Origin of the sequence: Bradyrhizobium tropiciagri (genome assembly GCF_018130505.1) — a bacterium.
In the GTDB taxonomy this organism is placed as follows: domain Bacteria; phylum Pseudomonadota; class Alphaproteobacteria; order Rhizobiales; family Xanthobacteraceae; genus Bradyrhizobium; species Bradyrhizobium tropiciagri_B.
In genome coordinates, this window is sequence record NZ_JAFCKH010000009.1 from 355,550 (window position 1) to 371,506 (window position 15,957).

General features: G+C 64.9%; 19 protein-coding genes. 8 read left to right on the forward strand and 11 right to left on the reverse strand.

The features are described 5' to 3' along the window. Positions 1-76 precede the first annotated feature (76 nt). Positions 77-1,225, reverse strand: coding sequence for an ABC transporter substrate-binding protein (locus JQ633_RS24120; protein ID WP_211987552.1), 1,149 nt, complete (start codon positions 1,223-1,225; stop codon positions 77-79). A 291-nt stretch (positions 1,226-1,516) separates the two neighbouring features. On the opposite strand from JQ633_RS24120, the gene JQ633_RS24125 reads away from it, so the two are divergent. The 3 genes from JQ633_RS24125 to JQ633_RS24135 all read left to right on the forward strand — a co-directional run bounded on the left by JQ633_RS24125 (position 1,517) and on the right by JQ633_RS24135 (position 4,015). After that, complete coding sequence (locus JQ633_RS24125) at positions 1,517-2,542, forward strand: hypothetical protein (protein ID WP_211987553.1); 1,026 nt, start codon at positions 1,517-1,519, stop codon at positions 2,540-2,542. A gap of 14 nt (positions 2,543-2,556) precedes the next feature. Next, positions 2,557-2,886: a hypothetical protein gene (locus JQ633_RS24130; protein WP_211987554.1), complete on the forward strand. Its 330-nt coding sequence runs from the start codon at positions 2,557-2,559 to the stop codon at positions 2,884-2,886. 136 nt (positions 2,887-3,022) lie between these two features. Further along, positions 3,023-4,015 (forward strand): alpha/beta fold hydrolase, encoded by a 993-nt coding sequence (locus JQ633_RS24135; protein ID WP_211987555.1) that lies wholly within the window; start codon positions 3,023-3,025, stop codon positions 4,013-4,015. A gap of 44 nt (positions 4,016-4,059) precedes the next feature. On the opposite strand, the gene JQ633_RS24140 is transcribed toward JQ633_RS24135, so the two are convergent. Beyond that, complete coding sequence (locus JQ633_RS24140; protein WP_211987556.1) at positions 4,060-4,341, reverse strand: hypothetical protein; 282 nt, start codon at positions 4,339-4,341, stop codon at positions 4,060-4,062. 572 nt (positions 4,342-4,913) lie between these two features. On the opposite strand from JQ633_RS24140, the gene JQ633_RS24145 reads away from it, so the two are divergent. After that, positions 4,914-5,204, forward strand: a complete 291-nt coding sequence (locus tag JQ633_RS24145) for a hypothetical protein (protein ID WP_211987557.1) — start codon at positions 4,914-4,916, stop codon at positions 5,202-5,204. A gap of 20 nt (positions 5,205-5,224) precedes the next feature. On the opposite strand, the gene JQ633_RS24150 is transcribed toward JQ633_RS24145, so the two are convergent. Beyond that, entirely contained in the window at positions 5,225-5,554 is a 330-nt protein-coding gene (locus JQ633_RS24150; protein ID WP_211987558.1) for a hypothetical protein, read from the reverse strand. A 134-nt stretch (positions 5,555-5,688) separates the two neighbouring features. Continuing rightward, positions 5,689-6,684: a LysR family transcriptional regulator gene (locus JQ633_RS24155; protein ID WP_211987559.1), complete on the reverse strand. Its 996-nt coding sequence runs from the start codon at positions 6,682-6,684 to the stop codon at positions 5,689-5,691. A gap of 436 nt (positions 6,685-7,120) precedes the next feature. Here JQ633_RS24155 and JQ633_RS24160 point away from each other — a divergent pair, with 436 nt between their 5' ends. Beyond that, the gene (locus JQ633_RS24160; RefSeq protein WP_211987560.1) at positions 7,121-7,792 is read left to right on the forward strand and encodes a thermonuclease family protein; all 672 of its coding nucleotides are present in this window, start codon (positions 7,121-7,123) and stop codon (positions 7,790-7,792) included. 221 nt (positions 7,793-8,013) lie between these two features. Here the strand turns inward: JQ633_RS24160 and JQ633_RS24165 are convergent, their stop codons facing one another. Beyond that, positions 8,014-8,811, reverse strand: a complete 798-nt coding sequence (locus JQ633_RS24165; RefSeq protein WP_211987561.1) for a DUF2927 domain-containing protein — start codon at positions 8,809-8,811, stop codon at positions 8,014-8,016. 93 nt (positions 8,812-8,904) lie between these two features. Continuing rightward, entirely contained in the window at positions 8,905-9,477 is a 573-nt protein-coding gene (locus JQ633_RS24170) for a L,D-transpeptidase (protein WP_211987621.1), read from the reverse strand. Positions 9,478-9,698: 221 nt separating this feature from the next. Here JQ633_RS24170 and JQ633_RS24175 point away from each other — a divergent pair, with 221 nt between their 5' ends. Further along, on the forward strand, positions 9,699-11,246 hold the full coding sequence (locus JQ633_RS24175) for an acetolactate synthase large subunit (RefSeq protein WP_211987562.1): 1,548 nt from the start codon (positions 9,699-9,701) through the stop codon (positions 11,244-11,246). Positions 11,247-11,295: 49 nt separating this feature from the next. Then, positions 11,296-11,829 (forward strand): hypothetical protein, encoded by a 534-nt coding sequence (locus JQ633_RS24180; protein ID WP_211987563.1) that lies wholly within the window; start codon positions 11,296-11,298, stop codon positions 11,827-11,829. Positions 11,830-12,118: 289 nt separating this feature from the next. Here JQ633_RS24180 and JQ633_RS24185 read toward each other — a convergent pair whose 3' ends face one another. Beyond that, positions 12,119-12,334, reverse strand: a complete 216-nt coding sequence (locus JQ633_RS24185; protein WP_211987564.1) for a hypothetical protein — start codon at positions 12,332-12,334, stop codon at positions 12,119-12,121. A 163-nt stretch (positions 12,335-12,497) separates the two neighbouring features. Then, positions 12,498-12,869: a DUF4118 domain-containing protein gene (locus JQ633_RS24190; protein ID WP_211987565.1), complete on the reverse strand. Its 372-nt coding sequence runs from the start codon at positions 12,867-12,869 to the stop codon at positions 12,498-12,500. Between the two features lie 180 nt (positions 12,870-13,049). Between JQ633_RS24190 and JQ633_RS24195 the strand changes: the two genes are divergently transcribed. Next, positions 13,050-13,436 carry a hypothetical protein gene (locus tag JQ633_RS24195; protein ID WP_211987566.1) on the forward strand — a complete coding sequence of 129 codons (387 nt, stop codon included), beginning with the start codon at positions 13,050-13,052 and terminating at the stop codon, positions 13,434-13,436. Between the two features lie 3 nt (positions 13,437-13,439). Here JQ633_RS24195 and JQ633_RS24200 read toward each other — a convergent pair whose 3' ends face one another. From JQ633_RS24200 to JQ633_RS24210, 3 genes are read right to left on the reverse strand one after another with little or no spacing between them, the layout of a single operon-like run. Continuing rightward, the gene (locus JQ633_RS24200) at positions 13,440-14,288 is read right to left on the reverse strand and encodes an ABC transporter ATP-binding protein (RefSeq protein WP_249159589.1); all 849 of its coding nucleotides are present in this window, start codon (positions 14,286-14,288) and stop codon (positions 13,440-13,442) included. Then, the gene (locus JQ633_RS24205) at positions 14,221-15,477 is read right to left on the reverse strand and encodes a hypothetical protein (RefSeq protein WP_211987567.1); all 1,257 of its coding nucleotides are present in this window, start codon (positions 15,475-15,477) and stop codon (positions 14,221-14,223) included. The genes JQ633_RS24200 and JQ633_RS24205 overlap by 68 nt, the downstream gene beginning before the upstream one ends. Continuing rightward, the gene (locus JQ633_RS24210; RefSeq protein WP_211987568.1) at positions 15,467-15,883 is read right to left on the reverse strand and encodes a YXWGXW repeat-containing protein; all 417 of its coding nucleotides are present in this window, start codon (positions 15,881-15,883) and stop codon (positions 15,467-15,469) included. Before JQ633_RS24210 ends, JQ633_RS24205 begins: the two co-directional genes overlap by 11 nt. Between the last annotated feature and the right edge of the window lie 74 nt (positions 15,884-15,957).

The following is a 15,957-nucleotide window of genomic DNA, read 5'->3' on the forward strand; positions in this document are numbered from 1 at the left end:
GCGCACGATGATGCAGATTGAGACAATCGGTGAAAGCTTGATGACGTGGTTGCAGGAACCTGCGCGTGCACGCGTGCTACTTCACCAAGCGGAATTTACCTCCCTCCACCTTGATCAGGAACGCGGAGCGCTCGTCATATCCGTTGTGGTCGGTCGGGCTCATCGTCGACAGGCCGTTGTTGAGATAGACGTCCTTGCCGCGTTCCAGTTCGTCGCGCAGCGCGGCGCGGAATTCCGGTGTGCCGGGCTTGGCCGCTTTCAGCGCGTTCGGAACCGCGCGCTTGAACAGCGTCACGGCATCCCACAGATGCGCGGCGAAGATGTTCGGCTTCGAACCGTTGACCTTCTCATAGGCCGAGACCAGTTCGTCGCGCGCCTGCCGGAACGGATCGTTCGCCGGCAGATCGTCGGCGATGGTAAATGCCTCGCCGGTGAACACCGCGCCCTCGACATTCTTGCCGCCGAGCTTGATGAATTCCTCCGACGCGACGCCGTGGGTCTGGAAGATCTTGCCCTGATAGCCGCGCCCGCGCAGCGCCTCCTGCGGCAGCACCGCGGGCGTGCCGGCCGAGGCGATGAACACCGCCTCCGGATTGGTCGCGATCACCTTCAGCGCCTGGCCCATCGCGCTGGTGTCGGCGCGTGCGTAGACCTCGTGTGTCGTTACGGTGATGCCGAGGCCGGGCGCGATCTTGGAGACTTCCTTGTAGTAGCCCTCGCCATAGCCGTCCGAGACGCCGATATAGCCCAGCGTCTTGATCCCGGACTTTGCGATGTATTTCAGGATCGCCGACGCCATCAGATCGTCATTGGGCACCACCTTGAACGCCCAGCGCCGCTTGTCGTCCATCGGCTGCACGATCGCGGTCGCCGCCGCCAGCGAGATGATCGGCGTCTTGGATTCGAAGGCGACGTCGAGCATCGGCATCGTCACCGGCGTCAGCGAGGAGCCGATCAGGATGTCGACGCCGTCCTGGATCACGAGGCGGCGGGCGTTCTGGGTGCCCTTGGTCGGGTCGGACTCGTCGTCGAGCGCGATGTAGGTGACCTTCTCGCCGCCGATCTCCTTCGGCAGCGCCGCGATCGCCCGCATCTGCGGCTGGCCGAGCGCCGAACCCGGGCCAGATCCCGACACCACGACGCCGACCTTGATGTCGGCCCGTGCCGGTGAGGCGATCAGGGCCACGCCCGCGAATATCCAAAGTCCGGCCATCGCCAGCTTCATTGCAGATCCTCCCGAAAACTCTTGTTTGCCGTGCGGCCGATGATAGCCGACGGCTGGTCGATCCCGCATCATATTGATTGCGCTGGTGGCGTCTGTCCCACGGATTGGGGACATCAGGTGCAGCGGCGGTGCCCGCGGCCCAATCTCCCGCGCGCTGATGCCCGCCCTGCCCCGCGCGGTGGGCCATCGCGACCCATCGATAGCCCAAACAGATATTTACACGCACGGCGCGCGTGCTACCATACGCTGTATTCTGGAAATATTTCTAACTGTAGATTTTGGGGGCAAACAATGTTTCGCGCGCTGTGGGCAGCGCCAATCGCGCTATTGGTCACGACGACCGGCTGCGCAATCCATCCGCTGCCCGAGGATGTCACGGGGGTCTCGACCTACAACATCGTCCGGCAAATCCGCTGCGAGGCAAGACAGGCGGTGTTCGACTATGCCATCAACTGGCTGACGGGTCCGAAGAACCTCGATCCGCAGGCCAGGGAAATCGGCAACCAGTTCAGGGAAGGCCTGCGGCCGGTGCACCAGCTCAGCTACAAGCTGTTCACGGGCGAGGTGCGCCGCTACGTCCAGCTGTTCGCGGCAACCGGCATTGCCTACAATTTCCAGCTCCAGGCGCTGGAGACCAACAACGTCGATCCCACCACCAATCTCCTTACTTTCAGCGGCAAGAACACGTTCTCTTCGCCGGTGAACGGACAGGCGGACCGCACGCGTCAGAACCTGCGGACCTTTACCGTCACCGACACGTTCGAGTTCCTGATCAACAACATCCCCGACGATCCCGCCAACAACAACGATTATTGCAGCGGCTATATCAAGGGCGAGAATTACATCTATCCGGTCGCTGGCAAGGTCGGCATCGACCGCATGATCGGCGACTTCGTCAACCTGACGCTGTTCGGCGGGTTGGGACCGCCGCCGACCAGCCCGAGCAATCCGAACACCGCGGCCTCGAAGGGGCCGCCGACGATGGTCGATCAGCTCCAGTTCGTCACGACGGTCAGCCTGGGGGCGACCCCGAAGGTCACCTTCGCGCCGGTCAGGACCTTTGTGGATGCCTCGATCGGTCTCAAGGCGGCGCGCACCGACACCCACACGGTCACGATCGGTCTCGCGCTGCAGGACAAGGCGAGCCTCGCCCAGGTGGCCGGGCTACGATCCGAGATCTTTGCTCCCGGGCCGCTCGGGCCGCTGCTGTTCCCGCCGAAGTCGACCAGTTCCGCCGAGACCGCCGCGGCGATCGCGGTCAATCAGGTGCTCACGCAACAGGTGTTCAAGCCGGTCATCAACATCAACACCAACTGAGCCGGGAGGTTCGCATGGCAAAGAAATCGAAGAAGGCAGCAAAGAAGAAGGCGAAGAAGGTCGTCAAGGCAAAGGCGATGAAGGCGCTGACGCCGGTCTACATGAAAGCCACCGCGCGGCCGACGGCGATCGGCGCGCACGACGTGGCCGACCTGCTGGCGACAATCGAAAGCCAGGGGCTCGGCGCCAAGTTCAGGCGTGCAGCCAAAGCCGGCGGCCACACGGTGACGGTCGCTCCGAAGACGGTGAACTTCGTCAAGGATTTCCTCGCGAAGAACATGATGCACAGCCACAGCGTCGCGAAGAAGGCGATCAATTCGGCCGGGACCTTCGACTGCAGCTGATGACGGCCCGCTCGCGGTCCGCAACCATGGTCAAGACGGCACACCGCATTGCGGTCGTTGCGGTGTCGTGGCACGATGCTTTCGTCAACGTCGAGCTGCGTAGGCCACGTCTGTCGTTTCCCGAGCGGAGCAGACCATGAGCAAACCGACCGAGCGGACCATCAAGACCAACGGCATCACCCTCAACGTCGCCGAGCAGGGCGAGGGCCCACTGGTTCTGCTCTGCCACGGTTTTCCGGAAAGCTGGTACTCCTGGCGTCACCAGCTCGCGGCGCTGGCCGCCGCCGGTTTCCATGCCGTGGCCCCCGACATGCGCGGCTACGGCAAGAGCGACCGGCCGGAGGCGATCGATCAATACACGGTGCTCCATTTGATCGGCGATCTCGTCGGGGTCGTGAACGCCTTCGAGGCGGCGAGCGCGGTCGTGGTCGGCCACGATTGGGGCGCGGCCATCGCCTGGCACGCGGCGCGCTTGCGCCCGGATCGTTTTCGCGCCGTTGCCTGCCTCAGCGTTCCCTACCGGCCGCGCGGTCCGGTGCCTCCGACCACGCTGATGCCGCAAACGGCGGAGGCCCAGTTCTACCAGCTCTATTTTCAGCAGCCCGGCGTGGCCGAAGCCGAGTTCGAGAAGGACCCGCGCCTGACTTTGCGATCGATGTTGTTTGGCGGCTCCGGCGAAGGCGTCGTTGCGATCCGCGCGATGGCCGCAAGCAGCGGGCGACCGCCCGGCGTCGGCATGGTGCCGCGTGGCGGCGGCTGGCTGCCGCCCGTCGCTCCGCCATTGCCGTCATGGCTCAGCGACGCCGAGCTCGAGTTCTATGCCGGGGAATTTGCCCGCAGCGGCTTCCGCGGTCCGCTCAACTATTATCGCAATGTCGATCGCAACTGGGAGCTGATGGCCGCCTTCGAGGGCGTGAAGGTCGAGGTGCCTGCGCTCTACGTCGCCGGCGACCACGACATGGTCGTGGCGTTTCCCGGCTCTGCCGAGCTGATCGCCAACATGAAGCAGGTCGTGCCGCAGCTGCGCGACATCAGGATGCTGCCCGGCTGCGGCCACTGGACCCAGCAGGAGCGTCCCGCGGAGGTGAACACCGCGCTGATCGAGTTTCTGCGCGGCCTGCCGAACTGACGCACCGTGCTGCGCGCCGATCCGTCACGCGTTTGCCGGTCGCCTCACGAGGCGCACGGCTGTTCGAGCTGCCGGCATCGCCGGGCGTCTCTCAGAGTGAACAGCGCGAATGTCTCCCGCACGCGCGCCGCCGGAGTCGTATCGACAGGCGCCGCAGCAACGACATTCGTGGTGGGACGGAATTCGTCTGCGTCCGGCCAGCGACGCGCAACGACGGTCTCGACCGGACGCGCAAACGGGCCGCCGTCACCGAAGCAGGCATCGTGCAGATAGAGACCGGCAAGGAATACGGCAACAACCGAAATAAAAATTCTGAAAACAGGCATTGTGCTTGCGCCTTCTTGATTGCGGCGACAATGCCCATGTCAGGGTGAACCCTGTGTTTAGCCGGCCGGGCGATCGGCCGACACGGTTTTCACTTCGTGAACGGGATGCGTAAACGGGCGGCTTACCAACACATTCAACGCCTCGGCAACCAGTCTTCCTCACCCGCTGGCAAGGAGTTTGCTGCATTCAGGAGTGAAGTCGGGAAAAGAAAAGGGACGCGTCATGCTGGTTGCTATTCGGATCATGATCCTGCTCGCGAGCGCATACGCCGGATCCGCGGTTGCGGAGATGCAGTTCGCGCCGTTGCCGGGTTCTGCTTTGTCCGCTCAGCAGTAAGCCTTCCCGCGAAGATCACGCTGCTTTGACCGGCAAGGTCACCGGACTCGTCAACCGGCCCACAGAGCTGGAGTAAGATGTCTTGGCGTGGCTACCGACGCTGGAGGACGCGTGATGAAACGAATGCTGGTCATCTTCAGCATACTGCTGGGGATCGCCGCCATCGTTGGGGTAGGTGCCCCCGTTTTGTTTCTCGCTTACGGCTTGACGCGCCCTGGACCCCTATCCGGCCTTCATGGAAAAGGCGATGTCGCCGAAAGGTCCTCGCACCTATGAAGAGGCGCGTCAGACGTTCGCGCAATTCGTCACCGCAATGTTCCCCGTGGGCTCCGACGCGAAGGACGCGATTTCCCGAATGACCAATGCTGGCTTCAGGACCGAAGGCGCAACCGCACTGAACAAAGCTGAGCTGGTGTGGAGCCGCAACGCAGGTCCGTGCCTGGAGCGATACTTTGTCGTTGTCGGTCAGAGCGCCGACGGGAAGATCGCCGACATCGCCGGACAACTTTATCCGGCCTGTCTCTGATTCAATCTGATTCATACGTCTCAGAACGACGTGCCGTGCGCCTGCCTGCGCCGGCCAAGCCATTCCGAATTGTCCTGCGTGGCGATGCACCGGGTGCGGAATTCCGCTGGTGATGCGCCGTTCAGCCGGTCGAGGCTGGGGTCGAGCTCGTCGCAGCCCGCCTGCTCGATCCGAACGATATGCTGGGTCGCAACCCAGCTGGCGATCGGCACCGCAGCGCCGAAGGTGACGAGATAGACCACGGCCAGCGACGGCGAAGATCGCTCGATGCGAACGCCGGTCCAGTACACCAGCACTAGTCCGGCGACGAACAGCGCCAGCCAAACGATCATCCAGGCAACGAAAGTCATGGCGGACTCTCGGCAAACTCTCGGTCGCTGTGTCGCGTCAGGCTACGCTCTTCGCGTGCCGGTGGCTATGCCTGTTAGGGTCAACACCGTTGTCCCGCCGCGCGGCGATCTGAGTTCGCCGGTCCGCTCGGCAGCTACACGTTCTTCGCCACCTTGCGCGTCCGCGCGGCACCGGCGCCGGCGACTGCCGGCTTGACGTTCCAGACCGCGCGCACCGCGGCGAAGGCCTGCGCGATGGCCGGCTCGTGGCGGCGGGCGGCGAGGCAGGCGAGGCTGAGGTCGCAGGTGATCTTGACCCGGTCGGCGACCACGAAATGCCGCGGCCGCGCCAGCCGCGGCGCCAGCACGACGTCGCGCGCCAGGCTGAGGCAGATGCCGGATTCGACGAAGTCGATCATCGCCTCCTCCTGGTCGGTGAAGGCGACGCGCTTCGGCAGGGCGCCGAGCGGACGGAAGATGTCGTCCAGCAGCCGCCGGTGGCCGGAATGCATCGGCGTCGCGAGCCAGGGCAGCTGCGCCAGCTCGCCCCAGTCCTTGCCCATCACCTTGTCGCTCCAGCCGATCGGCGCGATGACGCGGTAGTCGTAGCTGAGCAGCGGCGCCAGCACGAAGCGGCCGTCCTCGATACTGCGCTCGGCAAAGCTGTGATGGGCAAGCTGGTCCGCCGGCGTGGCATCGACATAATAGCCGACATCGAGCTCGCCGCGGCCGACCTGCGCCAGCACGTCGTCGCTGACGCCATGGCGCAGGAACACCTCGGTGCGCTGCGCCGAAGTGGCGAGGCTGCGCACGAACGGCCCGAGCCGGGTGAATTCGGGATCGAGGATGGTGCCGACGCGCAGCGTGCCGCGCTGCGCTTCCTTGAGCGAATCGGCCGTCGCCTTGAAGTCGGACGCCGCGGCCACCGCCTTGTGCGCCAGCGGCAGCAGCGCGGCGCCGGCCTCGGTCAGCGTGAAGCCCGAGGGCGTGCGGTTGAACAGTTGCAGCCCGGTGCTTTCCTCCAGCGCCTTCAATTGCAGGCTCACCGCCGGCTGCGTCAGCTTCAGCACCGATGCGGCACGCGACACGGTGCCCTCACGGGCGACCGTGATGAAGCAGCGCAGGGCCTGGGTACGGGGAAGCTCGCTCATCCGGCGCGCTTATAGCACAGTTTTGGCCGCATATCCGACCGGAACCGTGCGTTGAGGTCACGGTGCGGCCCGAATGCAAGCTGGGGTTGTCTTCATGCCGGCCGCCCCGCGATCATGCCTTCGGTTCTCGCGCGGGGCCTCGGGCGAGGCGAGGCAGGTCGCAACCGCCTCATAGCCGGGCGCGCCGGGGATTGGCCTGACCGAGGTCGGCGGGCTGTGATGGGCCGGGCACAGGATGATGGCCTCGTCGCTGCCGACGGCATCGAGCTGATCGCAGGCGCGCGTACAACCGCGCTTCTTTGGCCCGGCAGAGCAAGTAAATGGCAGCAAATCCCAAAGGACTTTTGCCGGGTCCAATCTACATTAAAGCCCGCGTCGATACGCCTGAACGACCGGGAAGCTTCGGCAACCTGCGAGACATTTCTCCAGCCCGCACTTGCTCGCTTCAACGCCGGGCGGCGGACGGATTCGCTGTGCCTTTGAGGGCCAATCATCCTGTGTATCGGAAGACGACCTGGATACTTACACCATCATCTTCGCGGCGCTGGCCATCTTCATAGGACTGCGCCTGTACAGTGTCCTTGGACAGCCTGCTGAGGGCGGGCGGAGCGCTTTCTTCAATCGCCTCTCCGTGACTGTTGTTCTTTCTGCCGTGGTGATTTACGTCGCCAGCGAAGTCCCGGCACGGCGTTGGCCGATCCCGAATCCCGTGCTCCGTACCACCATCGCGCCCAGCACCCCCACCACCACGAAAACCGTTAGCGGCCCCGCGCGCGTGATCGACGGCGACACCGTCGTCGTCGCGGGCATCAAGGTACGCCTCAATGGCGTCGATGCCGCCGAGCTGGGGACGGTGCGAGGCGAGAACGCCCGGCGGGTGATGGTTACGCTCGTCACCGGGCTGCTGACCTGTCGCCTGACCGGGGAGAAGACCTATGACCGCGAGGTCGGCTATTGCACCACAGCCGGTGGTATCGACATCAGTCGCGCGATCATCGCCCAAGGTGCCGCCCTGGCCTGTCCGCGCTACGACAGCCGTTACATTCATTTCGAGCAGGAGGCCGCGTTGGCGGTGCAGCCACGGTCGTCCTATTGCGTGAAGCGTTAGAACTTGAAGGCGCCGGTAATCGATTCCAGAAGCCGTTGTTGCGCGCCGCTGCATCCCCACCCACCGCCGTCATCGCCCGGCTCGACCGGGCGATCCGGTACGTGGCCTCTCGGCTCAACAATGACTGCCTCTGGAATACTGGATCAACCGGTCAAGCCGGGTGATGACACCGTGTTGGGTGGCAAGCGTTTGCGTCCGTCAAGTGCGACGGCCGCTCCACCTCACTCCAGATGATTCACCTTCTTCACCCAGGCGCGGACGTCGGCGAGCACCTCGGGCAGCACCGCCTTGACATCCTGCACGGTCATGCCGGGCTTGATGCGGGGATCGTAGAGCATGTTGAGCAGGTACTGGTCGTAGACGTCGAAATAGCCCATCGAGACGCTGTCGTTGAACATGGTCCAGGGCACGGTGGCGGTGTCGTTGATCGGGCCGAGCGACTGCAACAGCTCCTCATAGGCGCAGTCGAGGAAGACGAAGTCGCCATTGTCGACGGTCAGGATCACGTCGGAATGCTCGATCTCGTAGTTCTCGTTCTTGCGGAAGCCGGACAGGCATTGCGGGTCGAGCGAGGAGCGGATCTCCTTTGCGCGTTCCTGGCCGTAGAAGGTGGCGATGGTGCGATAGAGGTCGCGGTCGTGCACCAGCTTGACCTGCACGTTGGCGGCGTCAGCGTCCTCGGTCATCGCGATGTCGAGATGCTGCACCTTGGCGCGAATGTCGGCGACGACCTTGGCGAGCTGGGCTTTGCGGTCGGCGCGCTTGCCGTCGGCGAACACCCGCACCGGACTGTCGTATTTGCGGATGCGATCGACCCGTCCGGCGAGATGATATTCGGCGCCGAACGCCGTCTTCAGGAAGCCCTCGACGATCTCGGTGTCGGTGAAGGCCTTCTTCTCGTGGCGCTGGCGCGCCGCGATCGCCGGAACCTCGGCGGCGGCTGCGTGCGCGAGGGCGTCCGCGAGAGGCGCGAGCGCCAGCGCGAGGAGGAGCAGGATCGAGTGATGATTTCGGTGCATTCGGACAACGCTGCCGCAAGGCCTGCGGCAGTTCAAGCGGGCATCAGCGCGCATGCCGCATGGCAGTGCGGGGTTCCGCCGATACCGGCACGATCAGTTCTTCACCACGACGGTGGTGCCGACCGAGACCCGGCTGTAGAGGTCGGTGACGTCGTCATTGGTCATGCGGAAGCAGCCCGACGACACCGCCTGGCCGATCGTCTCCGGTTCGTTCGAGCCGTGGATGCGGTAGAGCGTCGAACCGAGATACATCGCGCGGGCGCCGAGCGGGTTCTCGATACCGCCGTTCATGTGGCGCGGCAGGTCCGGGCGGCGGCGCAGCATCTGCGAGGGCGGCGTCCAGGACGGCCATTCCTTCTTCGCGGTGATGCGGTGCACGCCGCTCCAGCGGAAGCCGTCGCGGCCGACGCCGATGCCGTAGCGCAGCGCCTCGCCGCCCGGCAGCACCAGATAGAGCCGGCGCTCGGCGGTGTTCACCACGATGGTGCCAGGCGCGTAGTTGGTCGGGTAGGTGACCGTGGTGCGCGGGATCGAGCTGGCGCGGCTGCCGGAGTAGGTGGTGCCGCCGCCGAAGAAGTCGGTGAAATCGGTGCTCTCGGCCAGGGCCTGGCCGGTGCCGGCCAACACGGTGAGCGCGGCAAACATCAGGGCAATCGGGCGCATCATCATCGTCCTCGCGAACATCAAAATATGAGGCCAGAGAGGCCACAATCGACGGTCTTTCGCAAGCGACGAAGCCGTGACCCATGCAGTTTCCGGCAACACGGTTTAAAAAGGCAACACACCGCAACCGATACCTGCATTGTCCGGCCAAGCCTTTGACGAAGCGGGTGAACAATGGTTGATCTGGACCCACCTCAAGAACATCTCGAAACGGGAGCGAGACAATGAACGGTGCGGAAAGCCTGGTGCGGACATTGGTTGCGGGCGGCGTGGACGTCTGCTTCACCAATCCGGGCACGTCGGAGATGCATTTCGTCGCCGCGCTGGACAAGGTGCCCGGCATGCGCTGCGTGCTCGGCCTGTTCGAGGGCGTGGTGACGGGGGCCGCCGACGGCTATTTCCGCATGAAGGGAACGCCGGCCTCGACGCTGCTGCATCTCGGGCCGGGCCTCGCCAACGGGCTCGCCAACCTGCACAACGCCAAGAAGGCGCATTCCGGCATCGTCAACATCGTCGGCCAGCACGCGACCTATCACATCGGCTACAACGCGCCGCTGACGTCGGACATCGAGGGCCTGGCGCGGCCGATGTCGGCCTGGGTTCGCACCTCGCCGGATGCCAAGTCGGTCGCCTCCGACGGCGCCGCCGCGATCGCCGCGGCGAAGAGCGCGCCGCCGCAGATCGCAACGCTGATCCTGCCCGCCGACACCGCCTGGAACGAGGCCGACGGCATCGCCGAGGTGCCGGCCGATACGCAGCGCCCGAGCTATTCGCCGCAGGCGGTGGAGACCGCGGCCAAGATCCTGCACGGCGATGCCGCGCACACGCTGCTGCTCGTCACCGGCAGCGCGCTGACCGAGCAGGGCCTGGCGCTCGCCGAGCGCATCGCCGGCAAGACTGGCTGCACCGTGATGGGCCAGACCTATCATCCGCGCATGGCGCGCGGCCGCAGCCGCTTCTCGATCAACCGCATTCCCTATGTGATCGAGCAGGCGCTGCCGATCCTGAAGAATTTCCGTCACATCGTGCTGGTCGAGGCCAACGATCCGGTGGCGTTCTTCGCCTATCCGAACAAGCCGAGCATGTTGAAGGCCGAGGGCTGCGACGTGCATCGCATGACCTCGTGGGGCGAGAACTCGGTTGCCGCGCTCGAGGCGCTCGCCAACGCGCTGCATGCGACGGCGCAGGACGTCAAGCCGCAACAATTGCAGGAGCTGGTCAAGCCGACCGGCGCGCTCAACCACGCCACGATCGCCCAGGCGATCGCCTGTGCGATCCCCGAGAACGCCATCATGGTCGACGAGTCAGTCACCACCGGACGCGGCTTCTTCCCGCCGACGGCGGCGGCCGCGCCGCATGACTGGCTGCAGAACATGGGCGGCTCGATCGGCTTCTCGACGCCGGTCGCGACCGGCGCCGCGGTCGCTTGTCCGGACCGCAAGGTGATCTGCATGGTCGGCGACGGCAGCGCGATGTACACGATCCAGTCACTGTGGACGCAGGCGCGCGAGGGACTCAATGTCGTGACCATCGTGTTCGCCAACCGCATCTACCAGATCCTGCGCGGCGAGTTCGACGGCGTCGGCGCCGGCGAGCCCGGCAAGCGCGCGCAGGACATGCTGAAGATCGATCGGCCGACGATCGATTTCGTCGCGTTGGCGAAGGGCATGGGTGTGCCTGCCCGTGCCGTCACGACGGCGGATGAGTTCAACAAGGCGCTGGCGGACGCCGTCGCCGAGCCGGGGCCAAGGCTGATCGAAGTGCAGATGTAAGGGATTTTCCCAATGGCCGCGGCGGCGGTCCGGTACAGTCGGAGGCGTCGTGCAGACCGAGCTGAACAAGGTGATCGCCGCCCTGGCCGAGTTTTACGCGCATGAGCAGTTCTTGCTGGAGCGCGATCTCGGCGAGCGGACACTCACTCACCGCCTTGCGGTGTATGTCGAACGACAATTTTCCGGCTGGCAGATCGATTGCAACTACGACCGGCTCGGCGAACGCACGCTGCGGCTGCCGCGCGGCTCGGCCGCCTCGACCGATGACCATCTCGGCAAATCGATCTATCCCGACATTGTGGTGCATCAGCGCGACATTCCCAACAATCTGCTCGCGATCGAGGTGCGCAAGGACAGCAATCACCAGCCGATCGAGCACGACCTGCAAAAACTGCAGGCGCTGACCGATCCTCATGTCTGGTTCGCCTTTGCGACCGGCGTGCTGGTCACGCTCGGCCGCGGAGGCGTGGGCTTTACGGAAGTCTATGTCGGCGGCGTTGTTGAACGCATGACATCGCTCTGGTTCGCGGAGCGGCTGCGCGACAGCGGTCTTGCGGAGCCGCGCGACAACGGCGCGCATTAACTCTGACGACCGTGTTTTGCGTGATACCCCGTTTGGGTCATGCGCCGGTCGTGTCCGTACGCCACAAGTGTGGCGCGGAAGGTGGAGCAATTTCTGGGGCTGGTGGTTTTTTTCAGTACGATCCGATGGCGGTGCGCATCACCGGTTTCGTTTCACTTTCGCTCCCCCTTCCGCACTTTCATTCAGCGAACTTCGATGCGTCGGATCTCCGACGCAGGCGCATGAGGCGCAGGGAATGCTGGAAGGCCGCCCGAGGGCGGCCTTCGGCGTTCTTACCGAACGGGTCTGCTTATTGCTTGGCCGCATCGTCGCCCTTTTTGGCGCTCGACTTCTTGGCGGCGGTTTTCTTCGCCTTCTTCTTCGGCGCCATCTTGGACGCCTCGCCCTTGGTGGTGGTGTCGGCGCTCTGCGCCGCGGGCGCCGGGCTGGCGCCTGCCTTGTCCTGCGCGAGGGCGGTGGATGACAGCAAGGCGACGGCGGTGGCGGCGAGGATCAGTGTTCGCATCGGATAGGTCTCCCAAGTTGGTTTCCGGCGCACCCCAACGTGACAGAATGTCGCAGGGTTCCCTTACACGGATCAGCTGTCCGTGAGCGGCGCGTGATGATGGAGGAAGGGGCGCGCGCCTGGAAACGAGAGGCTACCGGCTCATTTCAGCAAGGAATCCGGCTCATTTTCGCAGGATAATGAGTGCTTCCCGGTAGAGCTGCGAGAAGGAGACCATCAGCGCGCTCGACAGGAGAAACGTCGAGATCCGGTCGTAGTCGGCGGCCGTGGGCCAGCTGAACTCGAAATACGGCGGCAGGAACCCCCAGCAGACGATCGGGACCGTGATGATGGTGGCAAAGGCGCCGGCAGGCGCGCCGCCAAGCAGGCCGGCGATCAGGATCGCCGGGACGAAACCGGCGAAATAGAACTGCAAGCCGAAGGTCGCGAACAGCTCCTGCATCGCGGCGGCGAATACCACGGCCAACAGGGCTACGGCGAAAGTCGACAACGACCACGGCCGCAGACTGAGGATGTAGTCATTGCTCTTGCGCATCGCAGTTCCCCCGCGCCCCCGCGAGGTCCGGGAAGGTAGCGGAGGAGGTTTGCAAATAAAACCCCGTAGGATTCCGTGGTTGGGACTGGCCGTGCCATGGCGGCGAACCGGGATGGTCAAGCCTCTGCCTCATTGTCCCGGCTTATTGCACCGCGGCAGGGTGATCGCGGGGACAACGCCATGGGACTTCTGATCCTTCTGATCGCGATGGCTATCGGCTTCGGGGTGGGCTACGGCGTGCGCGAGATGATCTCGCGCCGGCGCCGCCGCGCCGCGCGCGGCGAGCGGGGGGAATCACAGCGAAGCGAAGCTGCGGTGGCGCCTGCGGCAGACGACGCCATCAATCTCGAGCGTCTCCTCGTCGCCGCAAATGACGACATCACCGGCCGCCGCCGCCAGTCCCTGCCGGATGCCGGCCAGCCGGTCGATCCCAAGACCCGGTCCGAGGAATTCGACGGCGCCGTGCGCGACCTGCTCGGCGAGCTCAACCGCCGCCCGGAACGATCCGCCTCGATGCTGAGCCGCGTCTCGCCGTTGGCCGGACTGCAAAGCTCGTCGGAAAGGTGATCTTCACAGGACGACACGTCCGGTAAGGCGCTTTGCGGCGCGCTGCGCTTTCGATCGCCTCAATCGGCCGATGATATGAGCCTCGAAGGCGCCAGGCGTCGGCGAGGCATTCACGAGCGAGGGGCCGTCCCAACTCTCGACGATCTGTCCGTCCGCGAGAAATATGGCGCGGTTGCAAAAGGCCGGTACCGTCTCGATCACATGGGTCGATAGAATGACGGCGTGATCCCGGGTGAAGGCGAGTTCGCCGATCATGCACCTGGCCTCCCATGCCGCCTCCGGATCCAGCCCATTGAAGGACTCGTCAAAGACCAGGAGAGGCGGGGCGCCGACGAGCGCCGCGGCGATCGCGACCTTCGCGCGGGTACCAAGCGAGTAATCCGCGATGGGCCGGCCGAGCCATGAACCGAGGCCAAGGCTGCCGATCACATCGCCGGTGGGCCAGACGTCACCCTCGCATCCCCGAATGGAAGCAACGAGCTCGAGATACTGGCGGCCCGACAGCGAGGTAGGCAGGTCTGCCGGATCGATGGCAAGACCGAAACGCGCTTTTGCAGCGACCGGTGCGGTCGCAAGATCGACCCCGCCGAGCGACACTTGTCCCGCCATCAAGGGCAACTGGCCGGTGACGGCTTTCAGGAGCGTCGTCTTGCCCGATCCGTTGGCGCCAAGCAGGCCGAGAATGTCACCGCGATGGATGGCGAGATCGATGCCGGAGACGACACTCTGCCCACCATATCCGGCGGCGAGACCCTTCGTCTCGAGAAGAGCCTGCGACCGCGGATCAGTACGATTCATAGCGGTATCTCCGATAGGCCCGGCCCCAGAGCCAGGCGACCATGCCCACGACAACGAGCACAACCGTGCGGCCGTATTCGAAAGACTCGTAATAGGCGTAGGCGATGGTTGCGATGAAGCCGATCGCTGCCGCAACCGGCGCATTGGCGAAGTAGGCGGCAAACACGCCATAGCAGCAATTCAGCGCCATCAGCATGAAGCCGCCACCAATCGGAGCGGCCCAGCCCGACGGATCTGCCGCGAGGGTGACCGATGCCGGCAACGCAAAAGACACGGCGGATATCAAGGACGGCAGCCGCATCAATCGCAGCCAGGCCTGGAGGAAGCCGACCGGAGAGGCGCGCAGGGCCGCTGACGCAAGCGGGCAGCAACGGACGGTCAGCATGAACATTGCGAGCCCGCTTGCGGTTGCGCCGACGGCGGCGGGAGCGGCGGACCGTGTGGCGAGACTTGTGCCGATGGCGAGGGATGCCGCGGTGCTCACCGCAGCGACTGCGGCCAGCCAGGGAACAGAACAGGCGGCGCCGCCGGCCCGCAACCGCCAGGCCCACGAATTGAACCAGCGAAGTGGCGCGCGATCGAGTGTCTCCAGCCAGGGCAAAGCGATCGCTCGCCGGGATTGTCCGTCCGGATGTTCGGCATGATCGAACAGCCGCATGCGCCGTACCTTCGCCGCAGCAACCGCGCCGAACGCGAGGATGAATGCCGCGGCCGCGCGAAGGCCGTTTACGAAGGGATCGTCAACCGCAACGACGAAAGCGGCGAGGCCCGCAAGCCCGGCAAGCGGCAAGGTCAGAAGGCCACCGATCAGCGCCGCAGCGAGGCCGACGGCTCGACGCCTTGCCTGGAGAGACAACGGGAGCGGCTGGAGAAAGCGTGAGCACGCCTTCGCGAGGATCAGGTTGGTGAGAGGAATGGCCAGAAGCAATCCCGAAAGCGCGGCTGCAGCGGGAAGTCCGATCGTCCAGATCACTGCGAACTGACGCAATGTCCGGGCATGCGCCAGTAGCATCGTCAGGACATCGGCGATCCCATAGGCCAACAGGCAGCCTCCGCCCAATATCAGCGACGCGAGATCGCGGCGGCGCAAGCCGCGCAAGCTTGCTCGGGCATCGTGCCAAAGCAGGAAGAGAACGAGATGGCTGGGACGATCCAGGTATCGCTCAGTCAAGCTCTGTTTGTTTTCGTCGACGCGGCGTGGTGCAGCCGTCGTGCCCGGGAAGCTTGATCGATCAAAGAACATGGGCCACCCAGCGTGCCGGTACCAATATCCAGCCGCCGCGCAGCCGTCCCCCGTGTGCCGGGACGTACTGATAGCCGCGCCGCACGGCGAGCCAGCGGCCTTCGATCCAAACATAGCGGCGCCCGGTCCAACGCCAGTATCCCGGCGCCCAGATCCATCCCGGGCGCGCCACGGGGGCAACTTCCATTCGTGCGGGCGGTGGAGCGGCGACGAATACACCGGGAGCGGCGATGCCCGCGTCGCCATCGACGTCGGAAGGGTCGAAGCCGGAAGATTGCGCGCGGCCTGCTGTCGGCGTACCGGCGAGAATGGCCAGTGTCGCAAGTGCGAATGCCGTGGAACGTGCAAGGTTGGTGATCCGCGGAAGTCGGGAGCGGCGAACGGTGTGATGCATCAGTACCTCCATTTTCTCCGCGCAAGTTCACTTCGCTCTGCAACGGCGGCGTGAGCGCCGCGTAAGCAAGTGTGACGGAATGTAAT